Below are 18,119 nucleotides of genomic sequence, written 5' to 3' on the forward strand. Positions count from 1 at the left end.
CCCTCCTCCTGATCAGATTACTTTATAATTTATGCATCTGATTACATTTTGGGGAGGGCTTTCACTTGTACCAGCTGACTTAGAAATAATCTTTTACATTATATATTTTTCCGTTTTCAATACTGGATTCATCAGTCAAAATATCAACGAGTACGCCAGCAACCGCATCGGTACTTTTGAGCATATTATTCTTTTTATAATCTCTGAATGTATCAACCTCAACAAATGCGTTTTTGCTGCTTTCCCTGATTTTTTCCTGCATCTTTGTGTCCATTATTCCCGGACTGAAGGCAATGATTTTATGTTGTGTTTTCAGTTCCTCCTGCTCCAGTGCAGCGGTTTTCGTATACATATTAATACTTGCCTTAGTCGTGCAATACGCACTCCAGCCGTACACGGGACGTTCCGCAGCACCTGAGGAGATAATTGTACCGATAAAAGGCACATCCATTTCAGTTGTTTTTTGTAAAAATAAATTTGTTAATACCATTGGTGCAACCGTATTGACCTGAACGTGATATGCCAAATCAGCACTTTTAATGTTCATGGATTGATCAATTGGCTCAAGTACTGCTGCATTATTAATTAAAAAAACAGTTTCCGGATCGTGCGGGAATATACTTTCACTAATCTGATTAAATGTATCTTGAACAGCTTCCATATTTCCTAAATCACAGGAATAATGCTGATACGAAACATTTTGCTCTGCTGCAAAGTCATTCAGAAGATCATTCTTACTTCGGGAAATACCTGTTACATGGACTCCCGATTCCATTAACATTTTGGCAATTGATTCACCGAGGCCTTTCGATACCCCTGTAACCACTGCATATCTCATAGTTGACCTCCCTGTTTTCAGCTCTCCTGTCTTATATTACCCTTGAACAACAAATTAAAAACGAATCAATTTGTAATAACAACAGCCTGGCTGCCCATTTGTTTCCACGCTTTTTCAAAGTTTTTCCGTTCTACTTTTTGGTTTTTTTGGCCGTATGGATTATTTATATATACATGGTTTTCATCGTAACCTGTTATAACAACACTATGCACACTAAATGTGACATCAACCTTACCTGAGGGTGTATTCCACGTTTGAAAATCGTTTACAGGTACAAAATTCGCTGTCGTGATAATCCATACAGGCAGACCTTGAGATACGTACTGATATAACGTATCAACAGATTTACCTGTCAAATCAATTGCCCTGTCACCAACATATTGTTTGGCGAGATCATGGATCGGACCGTGATATACACTCAATCCGGGGCCATCCGCCATATCGCCGACAAATCCTTTATTCGGATTTCCTTTCAACCCGTTTTCATAGGTTAATGGAACGCTGGGAATCTTTTCAGCCAGCTCATTTTTCGTAGTTTCATAACCGTGATATTGTAAAATCATGGCAAGACTCGAGACTTCACACCCATTATACAGCCGTGGGTGATCCATTTGATTTATTAGCGGGACATCCATTGGTTCCACTGCATTTTTTTGTATTTTAAAAGCAAACGTTTGGAGGGATTCACTTGTTTTCAATTGTTTAGAATCTGAGTTAACCGTCAATGATTCCTTTTCCTGTAAACTATTACTTTTTGTTGAATTCTTACTTGAATCAATTGTTGTTTCACTGCAGGCAAACAAAAAAATGAGCATAAAAAGTATGATGTATGGTAAGTGCTTCATAAAAGTATTCTCCCCCATGATAGTATACGGTAAATTAATTTAATGATATGTATGAAATACTTTCCAGTACCATTACATCATCAATATATTTTGACGATTGTTAATGATACAACCTTTAGACGATAAAATAATGACTAAGGTTCCGCCAATTCCCATTATAATTTATAAACCTCCCCCGGCTTGTCACCAAGGGGAAGCTTGTTTTAATTATTAATTTCATCCCAATAATGAACCAGTGTTTCCATTCCTTTGTCAAAACTGTCCAGCGGGAAACTTTCATTCGGTGAATGTAACCGGTCATCAGGTGTGCCGAATCCCAGCAGTACGATTGGAATGTTATAAATATCTTCTATCCATTCAACAACCGGAATGGATCCGCCCATACGTACGTATACTGTTTCTTTGCCAAATGCCTTTGTATAGCTTTTCGCTGCTTTTTCGATAAGCGGGTTATTTGGTTCCACTTTATAGGCTTTCGCTGACAATTTTTCTTTTTTTACGTCTACTCTAACCCCGGATGGTGCAACCTTATAGACATGTTTTTCCAGAAGCTGCTGAACATGTTCGGGATCCTGACCGGGTACCAGACGACAAGTAATTTTAGCGGTTGCAGTTGACGGGATGATTGTTTTTGTTCCCTCACCCTGGTAGCCGCCGTACATACCGTTTATTTCAAATGTTGGGCGGGCCATTGTATGTTCTTTTGCAGTATAGCCTTTCTCTGAAGCGGTATCGCTAACCCCGGCAGACTTCTGATAATTTTCACCCTGAACTTGTTTTATCAGCTCCCGTTCTTCATCGGTTAATGGTTCGACTCCATCATAAAACCCATCAACCGTAATAACTTCTTCTTCATTTTTCATTGATGCCAGAATATGTGTTAATGCCATGATCGGATTTCTGACAGCACCGCCATACATACCTGAATGCAGGTCATGATCAGGTCCGGTCACATTAATCTCAATTCCGGTAAATCCTTTTAATCCATACAAAATAGTCGGCTGATTTTCAGCAACCATTCCGGAGTCGGAAATTACGGCAAAATCGGCGTGAAACTGGTCTTTTTTATCGTGAAGGATCTGGTAAAGATTCTCACTGCCAATTTCTTCTTCACCTTCAATACACACTTTTACATTCAACGGGAGTTTACCATCTGTCTTCATATACGCTTCAAAAACGGCAAGTTGCATAAATACCTGACCTTTATCATCACTCGAACCACGTGCATATAACCGTCCATCACGAACTTCCGGCTCAAACGGTTTGCTTTTCCATTGATCTAACGGATCTACCGGCTGTACATCATAGTGGCCGTAAAATAAAACCGTTGGCGCTTCAGGTCCTGCCTGGTTATATTCCGCATAAACCAATGGATGTCCGCCTGTATCCTGTTGCTCCACTTTATCGAAGCCAATGTCGCTCAAATATTCTTCAATAAATGCTGCAGCCTTATTAATATCCTTTTTATGTACACTATCCGTACTCACACTCGGGATAGACAGAAACTCATTTAACTTTTGTAATAGACGTTCACGATTCTCTGTCAAATAGCTTAATGCCTGTTCTCTCATGATTAAATCCTCCAATTTGTCGGTTTTCTTTATTTTAGCATACCCTCATACCTAAAAACGAATGGAGTGATTTTGCCGTTCCCAATTCTGCAGGGGATGAACCTGAGAATAGTCAACGAGAAATGGCGTTACCTCTCGCACGTTTTGGTGTTTTACACCATCGTAATACTCGGTGCAAAACCAAAAAAGACAGCCCTGACCCGGACTGCCTTACAGAAAACTATTTCAATGCCTGTTCCAAATCTTCAATCAAATCGTCTGCATCCTCAATGCCGACAGACAAGCGGATCAACCCATCCGTTATACCCAGTTCTGCTCTTCTTTCTGCCGGAATCGATGCATGCGTCATTTTTGCCGGAACGGAGATAAGGCTCTCGACCGCTCCCAGACTCTCGGCCAACGTGTAGTATTTTACACGACTCAATACCTTTTCCGCTTCTTCTCCACTGCCGGCATCAAACGAAACCATACCGCCAAATCCGGTTGCTTGCTGTTTTGCTGTGTCATGACCTTTATGCGAAGCCAGGCCGGGATAATAAATGGAGCTTACCTTTTCATGCTCCTGCAAAAATTCAACCAGTTTCTTCGTATTCCGTTCTATCGCTTCCATCCTTAGGGCCAGCGTTTTAATCCCGCGCATCAACAGCCAGGAATCCTGTGGTCCAAGCACACCACCTGCAGAATTTTGGATGAAGTGAATTCGTTCAGCCAAATCACTTGAATTAACAGCGATTAGTCCTGCCACGACATCGCTGTGTCCGCCAATATATTTGGTGGCACTATGCAAAACAATGTCTGCTCCTAAATCAAGTGGCTGCTGCCAGTATGGTGTGGCAAATGTATTGTCCACAATTAAAAGCAGGTCATGTTTTTTGGCAATTTCCGACATCTTCGCAATGTCGGTAATTTTGAGCAGTGGATTTGTTGGCGTTTCGATATATAACGCTTTTGTATTCTTCTGAATTGCTGCTTCCACTTTTTCCGGAAAACTTGTATCCACATATGTGTGATGCAGCTTAAACCGATTCAGCACACTTGTCATCAATCGATATGTCCCGCCATATACATCATCGGTCATAACGATATGATCACCTGAGTCAAACAGCATCATTGTTGTCGTAATAGCTGCCATTCCGGAACCAAAAGCAAACCCGGCTTTCCCGTTTTCCAAATCTGCAATAACGGTTTCAAGCGCGTGTCTGGTCGGATTACCGGTACGTGAATATTCATACCCACGGTGATTACCGACCGAATCCTGTTTATACGTACTTACCTGGTATATTGGTACCGAAACAGCACCTGTTTTTTCATCACCTGTTATGCCGCCATGTATCATTTTCGTTTTCGCGCGCATTTTCAATCGCTCCTTCAAACCCCTTATTTAGGGTAAATATCTTTACTTAAATAACGGTCACTGCCATCCGGAAAAATGGTGACAATTGTTGATCCCGGTTTGGCGTTTTCAGCTTCCTTGAGTGCAGCATACATTGCCGAACCTGAGGAACTTCCAACCATTAACCCTTCTTTTGCAGCAAGTTGTTTAACCATAGCAAATGCAGCCTCATCGGCCACCGTATATACGTCATCCACCAGTGACTGTTCAAAGAATTCCGGTAAAAATTCCATTCCTATGCCTTCTGTTTTATGCGGCCCCGGCTCACCACCGGCAATTATTGATCCTTCAGGTTCCACAATAACTGACTTTATTCCGGGATTTTTTTCCTTCAAATAACGGGAAGTCCCCATAAACGTTCCGCTTGAACCGGCACCAGCTGCAAAAACATCTATCTTTCCATTTAAATCATTCCATAATTCGGGTGCAAGCGTTTTGTAGTACGTAGCAGGATTTGCAGGATTAGCAAATTGCTGTGGGGAAAAGCTGTTCGTGATTTCTTCCAGTAGTTGCCTGGTTTTCTCAATGGCACCACGCATGCCTTCATCACTTGGCGTATGAACAATCGTTGCACCTAAAGCCTTCATTAGTTGCTGTTTCTCAATACTGAATTGTTCCGGCACACAAAAAATAACGGTTAACTCTTTATCCAAGGCGGCCAGTGCTAAGCCTATCCCAGTATTTCCTGCAGTCGGTTCAATCACTGTTCCGCCCGGTTGTATTTTACCGTTGGACAGTGCATCATTTAACAACTCAACACCTAATCGGTCCTTCACACTGCCTCCCGGGTTATAAAATTCCAGTTTCGCATACAAACGAACCCCCTCTGGAAGGGGGAACTTTGTAATTTCCAATAGTGGTGTATCACCAATTAACTGATTGGTCGAATGATATACAGCCATCGAATTCGCCTCTTACTCTGCAAAGACCTGATGCCATTCGTCTTTTTCAGCCAGCATATCTTTGGCAATTTTCTGTGCACCTTCAAGACTATGGTTAGCTGCCCAGCCGCACTGAACTTCATTGCATGCAGGGACATCACTAGCTTCCAGAACATCATGAAGCGTTTTTTCCAGCGCCTCGAGTACATCGTCATAATTGTCGTTATTAATGATGGCTAAATAAAATCCTGTTTGACAGCCCATTGGTCCAATATCAAGAACATTTTCCATATGATTGCGGATGTTTTCTGCCATTAAATGCTCAATTGAGTGCAGTCCCGCCATATCCATATGTTCCTTGTTCGGCTGTTTAAAGCGGATATCATATTTATATACTTTGTCACCGTTTGAACCTGATGTAACACCAACCAAACGTACATATGGTGCTTTTACTTTTGTATGATCAAGGTTGAAGCTTTCTACATTCATTTTTTTCGTCATGGTAACCTCTCCTTTTTACCTTTTTATTGCTGCAATTAACCAAACGAAATCATTCATTTGTTCAAACGTAACATGAAACCCTGCATCTGTAAAAATACGCCGCATCTCCGGGACTGTTGTGTAATATTCGCGTTGAAGGTCTTCAGCTAAATCCGTGAACCCTTGTTCCTCGGCCTTCCTTATCATTTGTTCCTTGTGCTGCTCTGTCTCAAACACTGTGTCAGCAAAGACGATTTTGCCCAATGAAGGAAGGAATCCAGCGAAATTCGTTACAGCCTGTTCCTTTTCTTTATCGGTTAAATGATGGAAGGCATAACTGCTTACGATTGTATGAACCGGTTCGGTCATTTCCGGGAAGTTCAGAAAGTCACCTTCATATAAAGTAAGATCCGGTAATTTCGCTGTTGCTTTTGCAAGCATTGCCGGTGATGGCTCGACTCCCGTAACGTCATACCCGGTGTCCATCAGTTTTTTGGATAAATTACCTGTTCCGACGCCGAATTCAAGAACATTTCCAAAAGAACATTTGCTGACTTCATTTAAAATGACATCATAGTTTGCAAAAACAGCTTTATATTGTGGATCAACTCCTGCTACACTGTCGTCATATGTGTCAGCCCATTCATCAAATAAACCTAAAAATTCGCGTCCCATCTATATACAACTCCATTATTTATTAATTCATAGTAATCGACTATGTTTAGTATGAATTATATGTATAAGCGTATCACATGTTGCATAAGATGGCAAAAAAATAGACGAGTGCCGCTCGTATTGCGGCACTCGTCCGTCATAATTAATTTTTACTCTTTATTTTGCGGGAAAACCCGTTCAATCATGTTGCCCATTTGATCAAACAATCCTTCAACCGGCTCCCCATTACCTGCATCATCGGCATAGTTATTAGCCAAGTTGAAAAAATCAGGGTTTGTGGAGACGTAAACATTGTTAACATCATTATCAACCGATTTTACGATTTTTGAAATTTCCTGCTTTACATCATCGGTTAATTCATTGCCATTATCTTTATCCCCTGCATCACCAAAGGCACCATTATTGGTAAGTCCATTGTTGTTACCATTATTACCATTTAAACCATTTGTGTTAGCATCCGTGTTACCTTCATTTCCGTTCATACCGAAGCCATTGTTTTGATCCCCATCTATCTGGTTATCGTCGACTCCGTTGTTATTATTGTTATTGTTACCGTTATTGTTATTATTATTATTGTTATCCAATTGTGCTGCAACGTAAGCATTATTGTCGGTTTTCAATACATAAGCATCTTCTATTCCGTCAACCTGATTGGCAATTTTTTCGGCAGCTTCTTCCGCCAGTTCATACTGGTTTTCATTGTTCCCATTTTGATCTAAATTGTTGCCATCCTGGTTTGCATCGTTATCAGCATTGAACCGGGTATTTTCAACATTCGTACCTCCATTGTCACCCTGTCCTTCCTGATTTCCATTTCCATTATCATCACCGTTACCCCCACATGCTGCGAGTACAAAAGTTAACGCTATTAAAAAGCTGAATATTTTCCATTTCATTGCATTCAAATCCTCCTTACTGTTTTGCCCTTAGTATGTAACAGAAAGGTGGATTTATTCTTTTTTCAAATATTGGCAAGCACACCAATTTTGTTCCAGACAATATATATAGTATTCGGGGAGACTATATATAACCCTTGATATATAAAGGAGGGCAAATAATGGATATTCCGGATTACGATAAAGCCTTATATTACACGTTATGGGGACAGTGGGATGATCTGCTTGTACTGATGGTACGCACAAATGATGATATGCTTTCCAAGAAAATCCAATATTTTTTACATGCATTCCACTATTCACTTGACGAACGAAAAATAATCGAATCACATGACAGCCTTCTGTATTATATTGACCACGCTATGAAATACACCCCGACCGTGGCAATGGAAATATAAAAAGGAAAATGCACCAGATTTCTGGTGCATTTTCCTGCTTTTACTTATGATTGTTCCCTTTACCGTTATTGCCATTATTTCCTTTTTTACCATTATTTCCGTTATTGCCGTTGTTGCCGTTGTTGCCGTTGTTACCTTCTTTTCCATTATTGCCTTTGTTTTTGCTGTTTCCTTTATGAAAGGCATTTTCGTTTGCATTTTTATTCGGCTTATTTTTTTTTGCTTTATTTTTCTTTTCATTATCTTTATTATTTTTCTTGTTTTTGCCATTTGAGTTGATAAATCCATTTTTACCTTTTAACTCACTTGGGTGTTTTGCATCAACTTTCGTCTCAGGTTCTTCGGATTGCTCATCGATTTCCACTTTTTTGTCTGAAGACGCCTGTTCTGTGTTTGTCGCACTGTCTTCCTCAGCTGCAGATCCCAATTGATTTTTATTGTTATAAAACGTATTAATTATTGCTTCTTCCTCATCATCAACCGGGATTTCCTTGTTATCTGCCTCTGAAGCAGCTTTTGACTCAACAAGGTTTGATGCCATTAACTCATTCATGGATTGCTGACTTTGTATTGCAGCATCACGTACTTTTTTTGGCACTTGAAAAGTAGCTATCTTCCAACCTGATTCATTCGTGACAAAATAACTGTCAATTGTATCAAGAACTGATGTTTCGTGTGAGTCAGGCACATAGCTTACACCAATCAGCATATTTTTTCCATTCGCTGTCAGGCCAGCTTGTTCACTTTTATTCATTATTTGATCAATTACCTGTTCCACCTTATCTCCCTGATAATCAGTGAGTTGACTGATTAGAGCTTCGGCATCATCATTTAATGGCGTAATCGATTGAACCTTAAGCTGATTATCAATTTCTAATTCAACACTTGGATTTATATCAATGTTCACATATGCATATGTATGACTTGTATTATTAAAAAGGTATAATGGCACCACTAATAACAGAAGTACACACGCCATGGCAAGCATCCTCACGGGAACCCATCTGTTTTTACCGGGAAACAGCAAATTTCCTTTCGTTTCCAATGGCTGATAACTAACTTCAGCGCCAACTGCTGCATCTTCCATCGGTAATGCTTTTTGGAAAGTCCCATCTTCACGCATCACAACTGTAAAGCGGCGATGTTTTTCCATCACGATTCCTTTTTTCACTAACCCACCCCCTTAAGGTACTCCTTAAGATACATATAATCTTCGCTTAACACAACGAAGATAGCCAAAATGAATTTTCGGTTACGTTCCAACGTTTTCTTGCTCACATCCACTTTTCTGACTAAATCCTTTATCGGCAGCTTTTTCTTTCGTTGAACATACTCCCGTAGCGCTGTGTCATTATACAGCGTTCTCGCCACCGCGACTGCCGAGTCCCGGGCATCCTTATGTTTTGGTGAAGCTTCCGTCAGTTCAACTAACGTTAGTTTATAAGTGCGCAGTTTTTCTTTAAAATCCAGTATCTCTTCCCTGCGATACCACGCTTCCTGTTCCTTCTGATAAATTTCCTTAACCGCAAATATCTCTGTAGGATTCTCCATCTGTTCTTCATCATAACTTTCATCGAGAGACGCTGCAACTGGTGTTTTTTGAACATACCGAATGTAATCAATCACTTTCCTTTTCACAACAAGCTTTGAGAAAGAAAGAAACGAGCTTCCCTTTTCAGGTGAATAGGACATGATTGCTTCATTGAATGCGGTCAAGCCGATACTGAATTCATCATCACTTTGTGGATTAATATAACGTTTGCAAACTTCCGAAACACATTTGGCGATAAAAGGCTGATATGTCTTTAAAAGATAATTTTGAACAGTTTGATCCCCTTGCTGGGCTGAGGCAATCATTTCTTCAAGGGGAATGTCTTTTAACGACTGGCTCATCATCAACCTGAAACACCCCCAGCCATTAAATAATTCGTTTCATTATTATACTTTATGGGTGTAGTTGTCGCGTATTTTATCATTTTAATTTTCATAAGCGTAATATATTTCATGATGTAACCACCATCTTTATCAATAATTTTCGTTACAATCATACTATTTTACCAATAACACTAAGCTTAACGTACGAGCTAACTCCTTGCTACCACAAAATAATTACAGTTTGTTTAAAAATTGATTACTTATTACTTATAACGGCAACTGGACTGAAAAATGAAGATGAAAATAAAATAACATGACGTAAAAGCTTTTAAAAAATGCTTTAAAAAATGTATTCATATTTGCTTTTGCCGCCAATAATCTGGGTTGGTTTGAGTATTCATAATGCGGAATGAGTGACCGTTCTATGGCTTTTCAACTCTTTTCGGGCACTCATAACGCTGATGAGTGACCGTTCTACGGCTTTTCAGCTCTTTTCGGGCACTCATAAAACCAATCAATTACCGTTTAACTCCAAAAAATACCCGCACCACTTTCAAAGTGATACGGGATCTTTCTTGGTTTATTCAAATTCAAATAAATCACAGTGAAGAAATTATCGCTTCTTTTGAACCAAAACTTTTTTGCTGTTTCAATGCTTCCAGTTCAACATCAGCATAAATATCACCTTCAAACCAATCGACCGACTGAATAGTCTCTGGCGTGAAAACAAACATTTTTTCACCTGAAGGAAAATCATCCATTTGAACGACCAGATATCGGATTTTCCAGTATTCATCATCGAAGACCATATCAGTAACTTTTCCGATTTTCCCGTCATTTGCATGAACTCTGTATTCCAGTGTCTCTTCTTCACTCCGTAAGTTATAATCCTTTTTACCCTCATTCAATTGTGCTTCATTTCGAAACGAGGCTTTTGCTTCTGAATCATTATGAAAGTGAGAGATAGGGCTATCCTGATCACCCCAGAGCATACTTCCCATCCAATATCTGCTCCATCCGTAATAACCTGTCAGGGCAATTTCCATGTCTTCAGAAATTGCTGAATCACTTGGTATGGATGGACTGTTCCGGACAGTTTCTTTATCATGTTTCACGTCCACCATTTTTCCCTGCTCGTCCATTTTTTCAAAAGATGCAGGGGATAATAGCACCCGGCGGGAAGGCAGCCATTTTCGGGCATCTACTACTGCATATCGGATTGCCCATTTTTTATCATCAAAATACAAATCGTGTATTTTTCCCATTTCGCCATCCTGAGCATTAATATTATACGCTTTAAGATCTGTAGTGAGATATAACATTATATTCGCCTCCTAGCGTTTATAATGTGTTTACCCAGTCCGCTTCAGACCTAAACGAACGCCGGCATTAGTCATGATGGGTGTAATAATAGTCAATCGGTATAAATAAACCTACTCTTCCCCTGGTATCATGATCCAATGTAGCAAACACAACACCAATAACCTTGCCTTCCTGGTTAATCACCGGGCTTCCGCTGTTCCCCCGGTATACCGGTGCTTCCAGCATGATAACCGGTTTTTCCCAATCACTTAGCTGTATATAATCAATTACTGTTCCCTTATTGGCTATTCCATTAAATCGTAGCGGATTGCCGATAAAATAAATCGGTTCATTTTCGTCAAACTCAGTCTTATCAGCCAGCTCCAGGTGTGATAAGTTCTGACCCTCTACATCCAATACAGCCAGGTCAACCGATGGATAAGTTTCAACAACCTCACCGGAAAAAAGTTCATTATCCGGAAATGCCACGGTAACCGACTTTTCTCCTTCAACGACATGATGATTTGTTATGATTGTTCCATCAGAGGAAATTGCAAAGCCTGTTCCCTTCGTATTACCGGCCTCAATCACGACCACCGCCTTTTTATAAGCTTGTATATCATCCTGTACAGATAATTTAGCAGAAGTAATCAGGAAATCAATAGCCGGAACCGAAAATGTTTGCGGGATTAGCGCGAAAACATTAAAGACCATAGCAATTGCAATTAGCCAAAACGCCCATTTCGGAAACGGACGTTTTGGCTTTTGACTATCTTTCTGATGTGCTCTGGCCCATGCTTTCTGACGTTCATCTTCAACGAGTTCCTTCAGTTCTTCCTCATCAAACTCTTCATATAAGTCGTCATCAATAATGTCGTGGTCATTTTTATCGTTAGTCATAATCCACCTCACACAACTGGCAATTCATTACACTGCCTGCTTCGAACTTCCCTGCTGCATCTGGTACATATGGTAATACAAGCCCTCTTCATGAATAAGCTGGTGATGATTACCTTGTTCTTTTATTGTACCATTTTCCAGTACAAAGATAGAATCAGCTTGCTGAATTGTTGATAAACGGTGTGCAATTACAAGCGTTGTTCTGCCTTTTTTCAAAACTTCCAACGCATTCTGAATCAGATTTTCCGTTTCCGTGTCAATGTTGGCGGTAGCTTCGTCCAGAATCAGAATTGCCGGATCAAATGCCAGTGCACGTGCAAATGAGATTAGCTGTCTTTCGCCAAGTGAGAACGTGCTTCCGCCTTCAGTGACTTTTTCATCATACGTATCAGGAAATTTTTCGATGAAACGGTCTGCTCCAACAGCCTTTAAAGCATTAACAGCCTGTGTACGGGAAATAGCCGGATCGTTCATCGTAACGTTTGAAAGAATCGTTCCTGAAAAAAGAAAAGGATCCTGCAGTACAATGCCCATGTGGCTTCTCACCTGCTGACGCGACCATTCCTTTGTATTATGCCCATCAATGGTAATTGTTCCTATTTGTGGGTCATAAAATCGGAAAAGCAGGTTCATAATCGAACTTTTTCCGGATCCTGTATGCCCGACAAAAGCAGCTGTTTCACCTGATTTTACCGCAAAAGAAATATCATTCAGAACATAATCTTTCTCGTTATAAGCAAATGAAACATGATCAAAACGTATATTGCCACGGTACTTTTCTATTCTGCCATCAATGACTTCTTCACCATCACGATCGATTAATTCAAAAACCCTGTTTCCGGCGGCCCGCGCCTGTTCAATTAATGGAAGCTGGTTAACAATATCCTCCAGCGGCTCAAACAGACGGGTCAAATAATCGACAAACGCATAAAGCACGCCGATTGTGATAATACTGCCAGGTCCAAGTGACGATGACCCAAAGTACCAAATGAATCCAACGAATGCCAGATTCCGGAATACGGTAACGAGGTTATACGACGTCAGTGCACTTAATTTAACAAGCTTGCGCTGATAGATAAAATGCCTCTGATTCAATACCTCAAATTCTTCTTTTGTTTTCTTTTCTCTCCTGAAGGCCTGAATGATTGGCATTCCCTGAACTGCTTCACTGATATTCCCATTGATTTCACTGATTGTTTTGCGGATAACGGTATTGTATTTTGTACCGAAATATTTATAAACCTTCATCCAGCCAATAATCAGCGGAATTACCAGTAAACACAAGGCAGCCAATTTTACATCCAGTAAAAATAATGCCGCAAAAATCCCCGCCATGTAAACAATGCTCGTGAATACAATGGAAAGAACACGTTCATATAAATCACGAATCGCTTCCGTATCATTTGTAATCCGTGCAACAATTTTACCTGCAGGCTGATCAACATAATAGTTAATTGGAATTCGCTGTGTATGTGCAAAAATGTCATTCCGCATTTTTTTCACAATCTGGTTGGACGATTTTTGCAGTAAAAATGTTTGGTAAAATTGAAAAACACCTGCTATTAACAATAAAACCACATATAAACCCAGTAAAAGGACAATCGGTCTCTGTTCCGGTTTGAAAAATGGATATATTTCCGATAATGAAAGCTTTTCACCTTCGTAAGTCAGGTTCTCGTCAGCTGTTTCAATAGTGATTGTACCATCACTGTCTGCACTGCGTTTTCCTTGCAGTGTTACATAGCTGTCCACAAAGTAATAATCACGTTCAACCTGGAAAATAGTTGCATTTCCAAGTTGCTCGTCTGAATCATTTAAACGATCAGCACGTTTATAAAATTTATCCTCGTATGAAACAGTGTATTTATCATCGTTCTCCCTGACCTGTTGCCATTTACCTTCCACACCAAGGATATGCTCATCAATTACTGTTTTTGCAATTAACGGACCTGACAGTTCAAGTGCAACAGCGAATACCAGGCAAACCAGCCCGATTAAAATGCCTTTTTTAAAGTGCAATGCATATTGAAATAAACGTTTTTCTGTTGATGGTTTCATCAGGAGGACACCTCCTCATCTTCCAGTTGCTGCTGCTGATATTGTTCTTTATACCAGCCATTCAGCTTAATTAATTGTTCATGTGTTCCTTCTTCAATGATTTTTCCATCTTCCAGCACAATGATATGGTCTGCATGGGTAACAGCAGACATGCGATGTGCCGCAATAAAAGTTGTTTTATTTTTTCGTTCGTTACGTAAATGCTCGATAATCTTCGCCTCTGTCTTTCCGTCAACCGCAGACATCGAGTCATCCAAAATTAAGATTTCCGGCTCCTTTACAAATGCACGCGCCAATGCCACACGCTGCTTCTGCCCGCCTGAAAGGGTAACACCACTTTCGCCAACCTCCGTATCGAGGCCTTCAGGCAGTTGCTTGATATCCTCCAAAAAGTGGGCAAGTTCCATCACCCGGTAAATTTCCTCATCAGTCGCATCTTCCTTACCGAATTGGATATTTTCACGAATCGTTTTGGAAAACATGATCTGATCCTGTGGAACATAGCCAATCCAGTCACGTATTTGTTCCAGACTGATCGATTCCAGCTCTGTTCCGGATACTTTTATATCACCGGTAACCCCCGGATACTGTCTGAGCATTAACTTGAATAATGATGTTTTTCCTGCTCCGGTTTTACCTGCGACACCAATCGTCTGACCCTTTTTAACGTTCAATGTAATGTCATGCAGTTGATTGACCTCTGTTGATGGATACGAAAAAGAAACATGATCAAAGTCTATCGCATCTGCGGTTTGAACCTTTCTGGCATGCAGCGGATTTGTTACATCAGCCTGATAACCCAATGTATTATTGACACGGTCCAGTGATGCGTTACCGCGTTGTAAAATATTTATCAGTTCTCCTACAGCAAACATCGGCCAGATCAGCATTCCAAGGTAAACGTTAAACGTTACCAGATCACCCAATGTAATTTTGTTTTCAAAAACGAGTAAGGCGCCATAGCCTAATCCAATTGTATAGGATAATCCGACAAGAATTGTCATCGTCGGTTCAAACAGCGCATCAATTTTTGCAACAGCAATGTTCTTTTGATAAACATCATCTGTCATTGTCTGAAATCGTTGTTCATCCTGTTTTTCCTGTACAAATGCACGAATCACACGAACACCACGAATTGATTCAAGCACGTCATTGTTCATTTCACCAAACGCCTCCTGTGCTTTAGTAAAACGTGCATGAATGGCAGCACCATATTTATTCATGACAATCGCCATAATTGGTAATGGAATCAATGCTGCCAGCGTTAATTTCCAGCTTATTGTAAATCCCATCATAGCTACGATCATGAACATAAAAATGCTGGAATCAACCAGTGTTAATACACCGAAACCTGCCGTAAGACTGATTGCTTTCAAATCATTCGTACTGCGGGCCATTAAGTCACCAGTACGATGCTTTCCAAAAAAAGTCGGTGTCATTTTCAGAAAGTGATCCATCAGCTTACTCCGCGTCCATCTTTCCAAAATAACTGCCCCGCCAAACAATGTGTAATCCCACAAAAATGAAATGGCGTAGTGAATAACTGTTAATACCAAATAGCCGGATACAAGTAAGATTAATAATTGCATCGTTAATGTTTCCACTTTTATTTGATCAATTGCGAAACCAACAAGCTTGGGCGGAATCAATCCAATTGCACTAGAAATAATTAAGGCAGCAATTGCAAACGTATACCTTTTCCAATAATGTTTAAAAAACCAATCTAATTTCTTAAATACTGCAAACACCTAAATCACCTGCTTTTCTCTCTCTAAGTTGAATAACCTCCTGGGACGGTACTGCGTCACATAAAATTTTCCATTAAAAAAGCACACGCCTGTGACGTGTGCAATCGCCGGATTACATAACAATCCCTTAAAAAACACAAAAAGGCCACAGACATGTGTGACCTATTACATGCTAATGTAATGTACAATCAGCAAGTTAATTTCTACCGTACCAGAAGGTCACACCAAATATAAGTTTTTCGTTTACTAATTCAATTCTGTTTTTCATCGATATGACCTCCTCTCTTTTTATGTTCTCAATAAGTATAGTATTTGGAGAATTTTAAGTCAATGACTTTTTAAAATTTTTTTACTTTTTTTCAAAAGTATTATTGTCCACAGTTAAAACACACTTCACTTTTAACAGGAAGTGTATTTCAACATTTTACATGATTAATTCATGCAATTATAATTTTTACTTCTCAAAAATTTCAGTATCGTGGTTCAGTGTACATTTGAATCAATTTCCTGTCTCTTATTAATTCCAAGGGTCACCATACCCTCTACCTTATCCAAAGGTACATTAGTTGCTGAGGCGATTTCTTCGACTGATACATGTGGATTTTTAGCTATAAAGCTTCTTACCCGGTCACTTTCAACCAAGCATGTTGGACACATCATAAATGGACTTGATTCCATCGGTTCTTTGCACAAACGACAATTTCGGATAATTTTTCCCATGTACTCACCTCCTACAACTTTTGTACAATTATTCTACACCAATCGACAGAACAAAACAATCTAATTATAGAATTTTTAGAAAAATAAGTCTTTTGTCACATGCCACAACTATAGTCCCAATACATAATTTCGTCACAATCCTTGATAATAAGGCTGCATTTTTCATTAATTCAGGTGAAAATAATGTAAAAAATGATATAATGCAAAGTGTAAATTGAAAACTCAACATGGACGTGTGTGAATATATGAATATGCTATTAAATGGTACTTACAAAAAAATTGAACCAGCATCCGGAGCTATCATTATGGCGAGTGGTATTTTCCTGATTGGGGCTGTAGACGCTTTTCCATTTTTGGATATCCATATGGGGAAATATCTGGCATTCTTTCTTCTTGTCGCTTGGGTTATTATCTACAAAGATTTGACGATTCAGTTTTTTCATCGTGACTTCCTGGTTCCTTTTATTCAAAACCCGGTTAACTCCTTTGTTATCGGGACATGGATTGCAGGGGTATCCGTTTTATGTAACGTATTTCTGAAATACTTTCCTGAAATTATCTTAATGACGCAGGCTATGGGGATATTAAATACGTTTTTATGGCTGTTTTTTCTTGCTAACTGCTTTTATAATTTCAAACAACTGTTTTTTGAGCATAAGGATTATCCGGTCCAGGGTGCTGTCCTGCTGTCAACAGTGGGAACACAATCCATCATTATCTTATTGAATAATGTTTTCTTTCAATTCCCGGTCTACTTTTCTGAAGCTATTATTTTACTAGGATTTCTCTTTTATCTGGCAGGGATTATTTTGATTGGAAACAGATATATCCGAAAGCATAACTGGAATCTGGCAGATGATTGGGCGAATACAAACTGCATCATCCATGGTGCCCTGTCAATCTCCGGGCTGGCCATCGTAACAACAGATACATTTACATCAACGTTCGTTACCTATTTTTGGATACTTGTCTTTCTGCTTTTGGTCATTGTTGAAGTAATTGAATTTGTAAGAGCCTTCCTGCGGGTAAAAAAATATGGCTGGAACCAGGGAATATTCACGTACAATGTTACACAATGGTCACGAAACTTTACGTTTGGCATGTTTTATACATTTTCACTTGTTATGCAGGCAAACCCGTATTACACGATTTCAGAATCACTGTATAACTTCCAAACAGGATTTATGGCCTTTTGGGCATGGGTAGTTTTGATTGCAATTCTCGGACAAATCGCATTATTTATAAAAGATCGCATAACGAAACTGATCAGACAACAAGCAGAGATTGGCCAGTAATAATCAGGAATAAAAGAGGCTGGGACATAACAAAAATGTGCATCAAAAAAGACTAACAATTTGCGAGCTTAGCGGAGGAAATATACGCAGACTCCTGGGGGAGGAAAGGCATCGGTGAAACTCCGAAGTGCGTCAGCGCGAGGAGGCTCACCAGCCGCCCGCGAAAAGCGACGAGCGAAACTTCTGCCGAGTAAACTCCGAGTTGCGAGGAGTGCTGCTTCTCTGGAATCACTTGCAACACGAC

The 18,119-nt window shown here is 39.8% G+C and carries 17 protein-coding genes; 2 read left to right on the top strand and 15 right to left on the bottom strand.

Annotated features, from left to right (window positions below; genetic code table 11):
- Positions 1–79: 79 nt before the first annotated feature.
- The 8 genes from G6R02_RS12780 to G6R02_RS12815 all read right to left on the bottom strand — a co-directional run bounded on the left by G6R02_RS12780 (position 80) and on the right by G6R02_RS12815 (position 7,579).
- The gene (locus G6R02_RS12780) at positions 80–838 is read right to left on the bottom strand and encodes a (S)-benzoin forming benzil reductase (protein ID WP_164669623.1); all 759 of its coding nucleotides are present in this window, start codon (positions 836–838) and stop codon (positions 80–82) included.
- Between the two features lie 65 nt (positions 839–903).
- The gene (locus G6R02_RS12785; protein WP_164669624.1) at positions 904–1,683 is read right to left on the bottom strand and encodes a C39 family peptidase; all 780 of its coding nucleotides are present in this window, start codon (positions 1,681–1,683) and stop codon (positions 904–906) included.
- A gap of 203 nt (positions 1,684–1,886) precedes the next feature.
- Entirely contained in the window at positions 1,887–3,254 is a 1,368-nt protein-coding gene (locus tag G6R02_RS12790; protein WP_164669625.1) for a dipeptidase, read from the bottom strand.
- Between the two features lie 220 nt (positions 3,255–3,474).
- Entirely contained in the window at positions 3,475–4,608 is a 1,134-nt protein-coding gene (locus G6R02_RS12795; RefSeq protein ID WP_164669626.1) for a bifunctional cystathionine gamma-lyase/homocysteine desulfhydrase, read from the bottom strand.
- Positions 4,609–4,631: 23 nt separating this feature from the next.
- Positions 4,632–5,549, bottom strand: coding sequence for a PLP-dependent cysteine synthase family protein (locus G6R02_RS12800; RefSeq protein ID WP_164669627.1), 918 nt, complete (start codon positions 5,547–5,549; stop codon positions 4,632–4,634).
- A gap of 12 nt (positions 5,550–5,561) precedes the next feature.
- Entirely contained in the window at positions 5,562–6,029 is a 468-nt protein-coding gene (locus G6R02_RS12805; RefSeq protein WP_164669628.1) for an S-ribosylhomocysteine lyase, read from the bottom strand.
- 15 nt (positions 6,030–6,044) lie between these two features.
- A complete protein-coding gene (locus G6R02_RS12810) occupies positions 6,045–6,683 on the bottom strand; it encodes a class I SAM-dependent DNA methyltransferase (protein WP_164669629.1) in 639 nt (212 codons plus the stop codon).
- Positions 6,684–6,832: 149 nt separating this feature from the next.
- Positions 6,833–7,579 carry a YhcN/YlaJ family sporulation lipoprotein gene (locus G6R02_RS12815; RefSeq protein ID WP_164669630.1) on the bottom strand — a complete coding sequence of 249 codons (747 nt, stop codon included), beginning with the start codon at positions 7,577–7,579 and terminating at the stop codon, positions 6,833–6,835.
- Between the two features lie 161 nt (positions 7,580–7,740).
- Between G6R02_RS12815 and G6R02_RS12820 the strand changes: the two genes are divergently transcribed.
- Complete coding sequence (locus G6R02_RS12820; protein ID WP_164669631.1) at positions 7,741–7,977, top strand: YhdB family protein; 237 nt, start codon at positions 7,741–7,743, stop codon at positions 7,975–7,977.
- Between the two features lie 40 nt (positions 7,978–8,017).
- Here G6R02_RS12820 and G6R02_RS12825 read toward each other — a convergent pair whose 3' ends face one another.
- The 7 genes from G6R02_RS12825 to G6R02_RS12855 form a co-directional block, all read right to left on the bottom strand.
- The gene (locus tag G6R02_RS12825) at positions 8,018–9,148 is read right to left on the bottom strand and encodes an anti-sigma-I factor RsgI family protein (RefSeq protein ID WP_164667197.1); all 1,131 of its coding nucleotides are present in this window, start codon (positions 9,146–9,148) and stop codon (positions 8,018–8,020) included.
- Entirely contained in the window at positions 9,148–9,873 is a 726-nt protein-coding gene (gene sigI, locus G6R02_RS12830; RefSeq protein ID WP_205520217.1) for an RNA polymerase sigma factor SigI, read from the bottom strand. The genes G6R02_RS12825 and sigI overlap by 1 nt, the downstream gene beginning before the upstream one ends.
- 578 nt (positions 9,874–10,451) lie before the next feature.
- The gene (locus tag G6R02_RS12835; protein ID WP_164669633.1) at positions 10,452–11,174 is read right to left on the bottom strand and encodes a PRC-barrel domain containing protein; all 723 of its coding nucleotides are present in this window, start codon (positions 11,172–11,174) and stop codon (positions 10,452–10,454) included.
- 67 nt (positions 11,175–11,241) lie between these two features.
- Positions 11,242–12,054, bottom strand: a complete 813-nt coding sequence (locus G6R02_RS12840; protein WP_164669634.1) for a S1C family serine protease — start codon at positions 12,052–12,054, stop codon at positions 11,242–11,244.
- Between the two features lie 27 nt (positions 12,055–12,081).
- The gene (locus tag G6R02_RS12845) at positions 12,082–14,112 is read right to left on the bottom strand and encodes an ABC transporter ATP-binding protein (protein WP_164669635.1); all 2,031 of its coding nucleotides are present in this window, start codon (positions 14,110–14,112) and stop codon (positions 12,082–12,084) included.
- On the bottom strand, positions 14,112–15,860 hold the full coding sequence (locus G6R02_RS12850; protein ID WP_164669636.1) for an ABC transporter ATP-binding protein: 1,749 nt from the start codon (positions 15,858–15,860) through the stop codon (positions 14,112–14,114). The genes G6R02_RS12845 and G6R02_RS12850 overlap by 1 nt, the downstream gene beginning before the upstream one ends.
- 483 nt (positions 15,861–16,343) lie before the next feature.
- A complete protein-coding gene (locus G6R02_RS12855; protein ID WP_164669637.1) occupies positions 16,344–16,580 on the bottom strand; it encodes a hypothetical protein in 237 nt (78 codons plus the stop codon).
- A gap of 245 nt (positions 16,581–16,825) precedes the next feature.
- Between G6R02_RS12855 and G6R02_RS12860 the strand changes: the two genes are divergently transcribed.
- A complete protein-coding gene (locus G6R02_RS12860) occupies positions 16,826–17,875 on the top strand; it encodes a TDT family transporter (RefSeq protein ID WP_164669638.1) in 1,050 nt (349 codons plus the stop codon).
- Positions 17,876–18,119: the final 244 nt, after the last annotated feature.

This window comes from Virgibacillus doumboii (genome assembly GCF_902806455.1).
In the GTDB taxonomy this organism is placed as follows: domain Bacteria; phylum Bacillota; class Bacilli; order Bacillales; family Amphibacillaceae; genus Lentibacillus; species Lentibacillus doumboii.

Bases quoted from the DNA above. Each gene is read 5' to 3' on its own strand.
- G6R02_RS12780 (WP_164669623.1), bottom strand. From the start codon at position 838: ATGAGATATGCAGTGGTTACAGGGGTATCGAAAGGCCTCGGTGAATCA.
- G6R02_RS12785 (WP_164669624.1), bottom strand. From the start codon at position 1,683: ATGAAGCACTTACCATACATCATACTTTTTATGCTCATTTTTTTGTTT.
- G6R02_RS12790 (WP_164669625.1), bottom strand. From the start codon at position 3,254: ATGAGAGAACAGGCATTAAGCTATTTGACAGAGAATCGTGAACGTCTA.
- G6R02_RS12795 (WP_164669626.1), bottom strand. From the start codon at position 4,608: ATGCGCGCGAAAACGAAAATGATACATGGCGGCATAACAGGTGATGAA.
- G6R02_RS12800 (WP_164669627.1), bottom strand. From the start codon at position 5,549: ATGGCTGTATATCATTCGACCAATCAGTTAATTGGTGATACACCACTA.
- G6R02_RS12805 (WP_164669628.1), bottom strand. From the start codon at position 6,029: ATGACGAAAAAAATGAATGTAGAAAGCTTCAACCTTGATCATACAAAA.
- G6R02_RS12810 (WP_164669629.1), bottom strand. From the start codon at position 6,683: ATGGGACGCGAATTTTTAGGTTTATTTGATGAATGGGCTGACACATAT.
- G6R02_RS12815 (WP_164669630.1), bottom strand. From the start codon at position 7,579: ATGAAATGGAAAATATTCAGCTTTTTAATAGCGTTAACTTTTGTACTC.
- G6R02_RS12820 (WP_164669631.1), top strand. From the start codon at position 7,741: ATGGATATTCCGGATTACGATAAAGCCTTATATTACACGTTATGGGGA.
- sigI (WP_205520217.1), bottom strand. From the start codon at position 9,873: ATGATGAGCCAGTCGTTAAAAGACATTCCCCTTGAAGAAATGATTGCC.
- G6R02_RS12835 (WP_164669633.1), bottom strand. From the start codon at position 11,174: ATGTTATATCTCACTACAGATCTTAAAGCGTATAATATTAATGCTCAG.
- G6R02_RS12840 (WP_164669634.1), bottom strand. From the start codon at position 12,054: ATGACTAACGATAAAAATGACCACGACATTATTGATGACGACTTATAT.
- G6R02_RS12845 (WP_164669635.1), bottom strand. From the start codon at position 14,112: ATGAAACCATCAACAGAAAAACGTTTATTTCAATATGCATTGCACTTT.
- G6R02_RS12855 (WP_164669637.1), bottom strand. From the start codon at position 16,580: ATGGGAAAAATTATCCGAAATTGTCGTTTGTGCAAAGAACCGATGGAA.
- G6R02_RS12860 (WP_164669638.1), top strand. From the start codon at position 16,826: ATGAATATGCTATTAAATGGTACTTACAAAAAAATTGAACCAGCATCC.